Genomic DNA, 7,728 nt, shown 5'->3' on the forward strand with positions numbered 1-7,728 from the left:
CTGAAACAGGCTGTGCTGAAGGATCGCATTGTATTGCAGCAGAACAATAAAATTTCGGCCCTATTTAAATATTAATGGGGCCGAATATTTTTCAAAGAAAATTGAAATTTTAAATGGAAAACATAATGATTTCTAGGTGTAAAAAAAGCAGTTTAAATTTAGAAATGATTTCAAATTTTTTGCAAAGATATTGCAAAAATATACTTAGTATAATTGTAACTTTCGGCTTATTGATTTTAATTTTTGGGTGTTCAAAAGAAGATTCTAAAAATCAAGTAGAAGTAATAAATATTCCTCAAAGAAACGACAGAGTTAAAATTCAAGAAATTTCTTCTAAGATAACGTCTATTCAACTTGAGACAAGTAGTGATTCATATTTAGGTAGAATAGATGAAGTTAAAATCATAAATGATCACTTATTTATTTTGGACGATTTAAAGAAAATCTCAATTTTTGATCTAGATGGTAAGTTTAAATCCAGATTAGCACCAATTGGTGATGGACCTGGTGAATTAGGTGTAATTTATTCAATTTGTGAGGATAGAGATTCTGGTAAAATATATGTATCAACAGGTTATAGATTACTTGAGTTTTCTTCAGAATTCAAGTTTATCAAAGAGACCAAATTTTCTGGTGGTATTTATCATTTGTTTTTTGATAAAAATCAACTGTATGCCATAACGGATGATTTTTTACGGCAAGTTGATAAGAAATTTCAAACAGAGACTTTCATTTTAAAAATTGATGAAAACCTTGAAATCGTTGATTCAATAAGTTTTAGAAAGGTTGTCTTAGATTCAAAAATTATATCAGGTTATAGGTATAAGAATTGGATATCGAGAGATAAATCTGGTTTGTATTTCTATAAGCCAGTACTTACGCCTGACCTATTAGTCAGAGATACACTTTACGAAAAAATCGGGGATAATTTTTCTCCAATTTTAAAATTTAATTTTAATCATAATGTCTCTATTGATAATAATGGAATTAAATCATTAAATATCTATAATATTATTAAATCGAATGAGCATATTATTATAGAATTCCAGGATGAACTTAGAAGAGTAGCTTATATTAATTTGAATAATGGCTTGTCTAAAAATATACCTGGAGGATTCTCTTTCTCAGGTAATGATGATATAGTAATTCGACCGCTGGATTTAGAAAATGAATTATTCTATTTTATCCATTATGATAAGTATAGTGACAGCCAAACTCAGGAAATGAACCCTGTTGTGAATATTGTCAAATTAAAATAGACTACTGTTGCTCCCCACTACAAACCACCAGATTCCAAAGACTGTGGCCCTACTTGCTTGAGAATAATCGCAAAGCACTGTGGGAAGCTTATTTCCTTAAAAGAAATCCGTGAAATAATGAAGACTACCCGGGAAGGAAGCAGCTTATTTAAGCTTAGTGACGCGATTGACTTGAGGGATGAGTAATCAATTATTTATCTTGACTCTAACACCATTCCCACAAAGTCTCTAAAGTTATCTTGGGAAATAACTTGAAAGTCAGCAGGGTAGGTTTCTAAAAATACAGACGGCTTCTTGATTTTGGCATTGGGGTTCCATTTGAATTCAAAGGCTGACATACGGCCACCCGCTTCCTCCAAGTAATCAATTTCTTGCTGCTGCTTTGTTCGCCAAAAGAATGAATTTACATAGGCCGAATGGTAATGATTTCGCTTCATTCGTTCGGTGATTAAAAAATTTTCCCACAAGGCACCGATATCATTTCTGAATTCAAAAGGATTGAAGTTTTGGATCAGGGCATTTCGGATTCCATTGTCATAAAAATAGATTTTCCGGGTTGTCTTTATTTCATTTCGGAGATTCCTGCTGAAAGAATGGAGTGGATAAATAATGCAGCTGAGCTCCAGTAGCCTGATGTAGCTTGAGACTGTATTTTTGTCCACTCCAGTTAGCTGAGCCAATTCATTATAGCTAACTTCTGAACCGATTTGGAAGGCAAGGGCTTGAAGGATTTTTTTTAAGACCTCAGGTTTTTTGATAGAGGCAAAAGAAAGAATATCCTTAAACAGATAACTCTGAGTGATTTCATTCAGAATTTCCCGCTCTTCTCCTGGGTGATTGATGACCTCTGGATAGAATCCATAAATCAAACGATTTTCCAAATCCCTCAGTGCATCCAAATACCCAACCGATTGCTCATATTCTTCATACGAAATGGGAAAAAGAAAGTATTCAAACTTTCTGCCTGTGAGGGGCTCATGGGTATTGTTTCGAAGTTCAAAGGCAGAGGAACCGCTGAGAATCAATTGTACATCTTTGAATTGATCATGAATAATTTTGGCTGTAATTCCTATATTTTCAATTCGTTGGGCTTCGTCGATAAAGACAATTTTGGAATTGCCAAGCAGGGTTTCGATTTGCTTCGTATTGGGATTGGTCAATTGCCGTCTAACCAAAGGATCATCACCATCTAGAAACAAAAACTCCCGATCTTTCAATATCTCACGAATCAGGGTGGTTTTGCCGACTTGCCGCGCTCCAATCAGGACGATAGTCTTGCCTTTGAAAAGCTTATCAGAAATCTTTTTATCAAGTATTCTGCGGATGGTGTTTTTATTCATTCACCAAAAGTAATAAATTATGGTGAATTAGATCACTAAAAAGCATGACTTTCAGTGAATATAAAGTTACTTACCTAGGCAAATATAAAGGCGAGCTGATTCTGTAGTAGTTTGATTCAGTATTTCGATGGGTGAGATTTGAAAATCGAAGGGCAGTTGACAAGCTGATCTCTCTCTGAAATAAAATCTGGGAATTTCTGAAAACACTGGTAAAGAAAATGGCTAATGGAAAGTTGGTAAGACGACTGAGATGGCATTACTCAAAGTAGCAAGTATCTTATTTTACCTAGTAAATATTTACTGAAAACTAGAAATATCTTACTAGGTATTGGCTTAATAAGTAAATAATTTGAGAACTAATCGATCGGAGGTACCGATCGAGTCTTTTAACCATAATTATTATATTTTATGAAAAAGTTAAGCTTAGAAATGCTTCGGCTCAGCACCAATGAGATTTTGGAAAGAAGTCAGATGAAATCAATTGTAGGAGGTGGACGTTTTCGATGTGTTTGCTACAACAGTACAGGAAGCTGGACAGGAACTTATTCGGATAAAGCTACAGCAGAGGCCGCTGGTGGGGGACATTGTGAATCAGGTATAGCTCAATGCACAGAAATCAATCCATAACTTGTTTTAAAAGATCCTACAGTAATTTTCAATTTACTATAGGGGCTTTTTTTCCTTTTTATTGGAAAATATCTTTAGTTATTAAGCTGCTTTGTATCGGCTTGCTATTCTCTTGTAATGAGAGTTCTACAATTATTTCATCAAAAGATTCAGTTAAAATTGATACACTTATTTTTGAATCCAAAGATGAAGTCATCGACCTCGGAGAAGAAGGGGAGTTCTTGGCATATTCAGCGATGTCTGATGATGCGTCAACTTATTCTATTTTCAACCTTGAGAAAAGATTCTTATACACCCTCGATTTAAAAACAAGAAAACTTCTCTCGACCTTAAAAATGCCTTCCGAAGGACCGGATGGTATTGGGGACTGGCTGATAGACTTCCAAAGATTGGATGACCAAAACTTCATCGCTCAAGGTGACAATGTGTTTTATTTTTTTAACCAAGAAGGGAAACTAATGGATAAGATACGGGTGGATCATCTGTTTTATTTTAATCCTGAATTAGCCAAGAAATTTTCGAATATAGGTTTTCTCTATAAAGATGAACTCTTCCACTTCACGACCGGAGAAATCGGTACCATAGAATCGGAGATCATCAGCTATAATTCCAAAAGGGACTCCTTTCTTCTGAGAGGCATTCCTTCTATCGACTTGGTTAAAAATTTGTCTATAATTTCCATGGTCAAATCCTTTACTTTCTATTCCTCTCCTTCTTTTGTAATCAATGATTTTCCCGGTGGGATTCTAGTCGTAAACCGTGGCTTACCCAATATGGCCGCATACCTAAAAAATGGGGACACGGTAAAAACCAAACCTAACAGCTCAAAATATTTTGAAGACTTGGTGCCGGTTGATGAAATATTCAGAGCTAAAAATGAAACGGAAGAAAAGGAGTTTAAAAAGAAATTAGAAAAGCAGATGAATTTCCTCCGACCTGTGGTGGATGAAAATAATCAAAAGCTCTTTAGACTTGGCTATCGATTGGCTTCGGATGGTGTTTCTTATGACACCTACTTATTTGAATATGATCTGAACTTAACCTTGACGCGGGAGGCCCAATTGGAAGGAATCAAACTCAAAACTAAGAACATGTTCCTCAGGGATTCGACTTTTTATCTTGCTGTTTCTTTTGAGGATGAGCCTGGGTTATTGATTTTTAGCAGTCCTTTTTAAAACATGGGCGTTATTCTAAGAGATATTTTGGCTTGTACAAGATAATCAACCCAATGAAGATTCCCTTCAACTAATTCAGTAAATATTTACTAGAATTCAGTAAAATTGGTATAGGTATTCAGTTGGTAGCCAAGTAATTTTAAAAAATTACAGATCGGATGGTCCGTTCTGGAGTAAGTTCACATCAAAAAAATTACAATAATGAAAAAGTTAAGTTTAGAAATGCTGAGACTTAGCACCAATGAAATTTTGGAAAGAAGTCAGATGAAGAAGATTACTGGGGGAATTGGGTCTGGTTCAAATTGTGAAATCCGTTGTACTCCAGGTCTTCCAAGAGGAACAAGTGTCAATGACTGCTCATTTAACACTATGAATTTTTACTGCCCTCAAGATGAATACCCAAATGCGTCCTGCACTTGTTCATCAGGAGGTATGGGATAATCTTGAAAAAAATCAAGAGGCTGTCTCATAAATAGGGAAAGCCTCTGATTTTTACTGGCAGGGATCTCAGTTCAATTTCAAATATTCAATTCTCAGGCTTCTCATTTGAGTCTTGAGACAGCCTCTAATCCTAGTAAAATATGAGCAAATCTATTTATACATCTTTATTAATGCTTTTATGGTTTTCTACAACCTTCGCCCAAGTAAGCCTTAGAAAAGTCTCTGAATTTAAAATTGACAGTTTTTATGAGGTTGGGATATTAGACTATTTTGAAAAGGATCAAATCTATTTAGGATATACAAAAAGTAAGGATGATGGGGTTGAAATCAGCCTTTTTGATGCCAAAGGGAATAAGATCATTTCTCGAAATCTTTATGGAGAAGGTCCAAACGAGCATGTTTCTCCTTTGAGTGGTCTTGCCTTTACTGAGGATGGTAATATTTGGGCGAAAACTCCAATTGAAATTTTGCTCTATGACCTTAAATTGAATTTGATTAAAAAGACAAGATTTAATCCGCTCAATACATCTACTATTTATTATCCAGAAAAACTGGCTATACTAAAAAATTCTGTAGGGGAGAATGTGGTGATCACGACTATTACCAATACCTTTTCTTTTTCTTTTGCAAGAAATTTTGAGAGCCTCAATTTAATTGAAGGAGTTAATTTAAAATCCGGAAAATCAACTGATCTTATTCCTGCTCGGAATATTTCAATTTTTTCCAAAATGGATATTAGTATGAAAAATATGCTTTCTGCCATCTATACCCAAAGTCCGGATGGAAAGCAATTATTTGTGACTACAAGTTTTGATAATCAAATTACCATTTTTGATTCCCGGACTTTGGAGAAGAAGGATCAAATCGAGATTGATCATGAATCATTTGACGCATTGAAAAGCTCTAAGTTGTCCTTATCCTATTTACCTCAGTTTAAAGGTAGAATTTTATCAGCCAGAAACTTCGCTCTCCATGCTTGGGACAATGGTTACTTAGCACTTGAATATCTTAGGGATATCTCACTGGGTATTTTCGAAAAGAAGTTGGCCGAGCTCAAATCCTATGATACTTCTATAGACCCTGATTATCACCGATTGATTTTATTCAAAGATGGTAAACAGATTTCAGGTGATATTCGGATTCCCTATGGTGAGATTCAAATGGCACTTCCGGGCAACCGGCTTCTTATCCGACTGATTAATCCAGATAAAGAAGAAGATTTTATGCGATTTGGAATATTTGAAATAAAATAGTCTGATCGTAATTTTTCCTTACTCGGTCACCTTCACCCCTTTCCAAAAAGCTATTTGGTCTTTGATTACAGAAGCGGCGGGCTTCGGGTCAGGATAGTACCAAGCAGCATCTTTGTTCAGTTCTCCATCTACCAATAAACTGTAATAAGCAGCCTTACCTTTCCAAGGGCAGGTACTATGTGTGTCGGACTCTTTTAGGTATTCTTTTTTTACAGTTTCCCGGGGGAAATAATGATTTCCTTCTATAATAACTGTCTGATCCGATTCTGCGATCACTTGATTATTCCAAATAGCTTTCATACGTATTTTTATTAAAAGTAAATTCCTCATGAGATGAGAATAACCCTACTTCTAAAAAGCTGATTTCAGGTTTTATTCTCCGCTGAATCATTGATTAATTTCTGCTTTTCTTATAAAACACCACAATTGATTAAAAAGATTGAAAAAATATTTTTTTGGTACAATCGATTGCGAAATAGCCTAAATCTAATTTCATGTCATGACATGATTTTGTAAATAAGATAAAATCATAATTAAATTCGTTGAAATATATCTTCTGCAATATTTCATGTCTTTCGCAATCGATAGCGGGAAACAATTATTGTATTTTCAATAAAAACACTTTAAAATTGAGGAATATCAAATAAAACATAATTTTTTTTGAAACATTTGTAATTAAGATCCCGTTAGCTACCTTTGTAATGTTAATTAAACAAAACCATCAGACCCGATGGACCCTGTGACCCAAAATATCCTCCGAATGGATCAGCCATTCCGGGTTACACTAAAACAGAAATCTAAGAACCTATTAAACCAATTATTATGAAATCATTAATGACTATGCTTTTTGTTGCCGGGATGGTAACAGGAGCCTTTGCAGCAGGATCAGAAAAGACTGTTGAAATCAGACAGTCAGAACCTTCGAAAGTAACTGTGGCAGTGTCGGAAGCGCCACTGGGAACTGTGATTGTAAAAATCATGGATAGTGACAACAGATTAGTACTGAGAGACAGAATCGTGAAAGATGAAGCTTTTGCAAAAAGATACGATTTGACGGCTTTGCCTAAAGGTACTTATTCAGTGGAAGTATTAGATCAGTCTGGAGTTCTAAGAACTGCTACTTTCGAAAACTTCATCGCTGAAACTCCTTCTGTGTATTCAAGAGTAACTAAAGTTGAGGCTAACAAATACCGTTTGCTTGTCAGCAACTTAGACGCTAAAGAAATCACAGTTTCGATTTTCGATGGAGACAAATTGATTCACTCTGAAAGAGTAGAGAATCCTCAGGGATTGCACAAACTTTATACTATTCAGAATGTGGGAACTGACATTCGATTCAAAGTTTCCACAGACAACGGTTTTGACAAATATATGTCAGCCCTTTAATTGAAAACTAACCAATTGTATACAACCCCGCTTTGGTCTGAGGCGGGGTTATTTTTTTGTCTAGGCTTTTTGGCTCAGTATAAAATGCCAAATAACCAGAGTGGAATCATGAGGGCAACTCCTGAATAAGGAGTGACTAAAACCTGCTGCTCTAACCTTGGAATTTAAAAACTTTATGCGAATTAAGTTCAACTCCTTCAGAGTTGTGAGCCATTATGTTGGAGCGCCTTTCCTACCACCAGTTTCA

The 7,728-nt window shown here is 35.3% G+C and carries 8 protein-coding genes and 1 pseudogene; 7 read left to right on the plus strand and 2 right to left on the minus strand.

Annotation, left to right across the window (positions count from 1 at the left end; translation table 11 throughout):
- Positions 1-113 precede the first annotated feature (113 nt).
- Positions 114-1,259: a 6-bladed beta-propeller gene (locus FL972_RS06090; RefSeq protein WP_144604177.1), complete on the plus strand. Its 1,146-nt coding sequence runs from the start codon at positions 114-116 to the stop codon at positions 1,257-1,259.
- Positions 1,260-1,301: 42 nt separating this feature from the next.
- A pseudogene (locus FL972_RS06095) lies at positions 1,302-1,445 on the plus strand (cysteine peptidase family C39 domain-containing protein); the annotation flags it as partial.
- 8 nt (positions 1,446-1,453) lie between these two features.
- Here FL972_RS06095 and FL972_RS06100 read toward each other — a convergent pair.
- Positions 1,454-2,599, minus strand: coding sequence for an ATP-binding protein (locus FL972_RS06100; protein WP_144604179.1), 1,146 nt, complete (start codon positions 2,597-2,599; stop codon positions 1,454-1,456).
- A gap of 408 nt (positions 2,600-3,007) precedes the next feature.
- Here FL972_RS06100 and FL972_RS06105 point away from each other — a divergent pair, with 408 nt between their 5' ends.
- The 4 genes from FL972_RS06105 (at position 3,008) to FL972_RS06120 (ending at position 6,095) form a co-directional block, all read left to right on the plus strand.
- Positions 3,008-3,226 (plus strand): hypothetical protein, encoded by a 219-nt coding sequence (locus tag FL972_RS06105; RefSeq protein WP_144604180.1) that lies wholly within the window; start codon positions 3,008-3,010, stop codon positions 3,224-3,226.
- A gap of 101 nt (positions 3,227-3,327) precedes the next feature.
- Positions 3,328-4,401 carry a DUF4221 family protein gene (locus FL972_RS06110; protein WP_186300021.1) on the plus strand — a complete coding sequence of 358 codons (1,074 nt, stop codon included), beginning with the start codon at positions 3,328-3,330 and terminating at the stop codon, positions 4,399-4,401.
- 201 nt (positions 4,402-4,602) lie between these two features.
- Positions 4,603-4,842 carry a hypothetical protein gene (locus FL972_RS06115; protein ID WP_144604182.1) on the plus strand — a complete coding sequence of 80 codons (240 nt, stop codon included), beginning with the start codon at positions 4,603-4,605 and terminating at the stop codon, positions 4,840-4,842.
- 140 nt (positions 4,843-4,982) lie between these two features.
- Entirely contained in the window at positions 4,983-6,095 is a 1,113-nt protein-coding gene (locus FL972_RS06120) for a hypothetical protein (RefSeq protein ID WP_144604183.1), read from the plus strand.
- Between the two features lie 18 nt (positions 6,096-6,113).
- Here FL972_RS06120 and FL972_RS06125 read toward each other — a convergent pair whose 3' ends face one another.
- Positions 6,114-6,395, minus strand: coding sequence for a DUF427 domain-containing protein (locus FL972_RS06125; RefSeq protein WP_144604184.1), 282 nt, complete (start codon positions 6,393-6,395; stop codon positions 6,114-6,116).
- Positions 6,396-6,917: 522 nt separating this feature from the next.
- Between FL972_RS06125 and FL972_RS06130 the strand changes: the two genes are divergently transcribed.
- A complete protein-coding gene (locus FL972_RS06130) occupies positions 6,918-7,481 on the plus strand; it encodes a hypothetical protein (protein WP_144604185.1) in 564 nt (187 codons plus the stop codon).
- Positions 7,482-7,728 lie beyond the last annotated feature (247 nt).

This window comes from Algoriphagus algorifonticola (assembly GCF_007655305.1).
Lineage (GTDB): Bacteria > Bacteroidota > Bacteroidia > Cytophagales > Cyclobacteriaceae > Algoriphagus > Algoriphagus algorifonticola.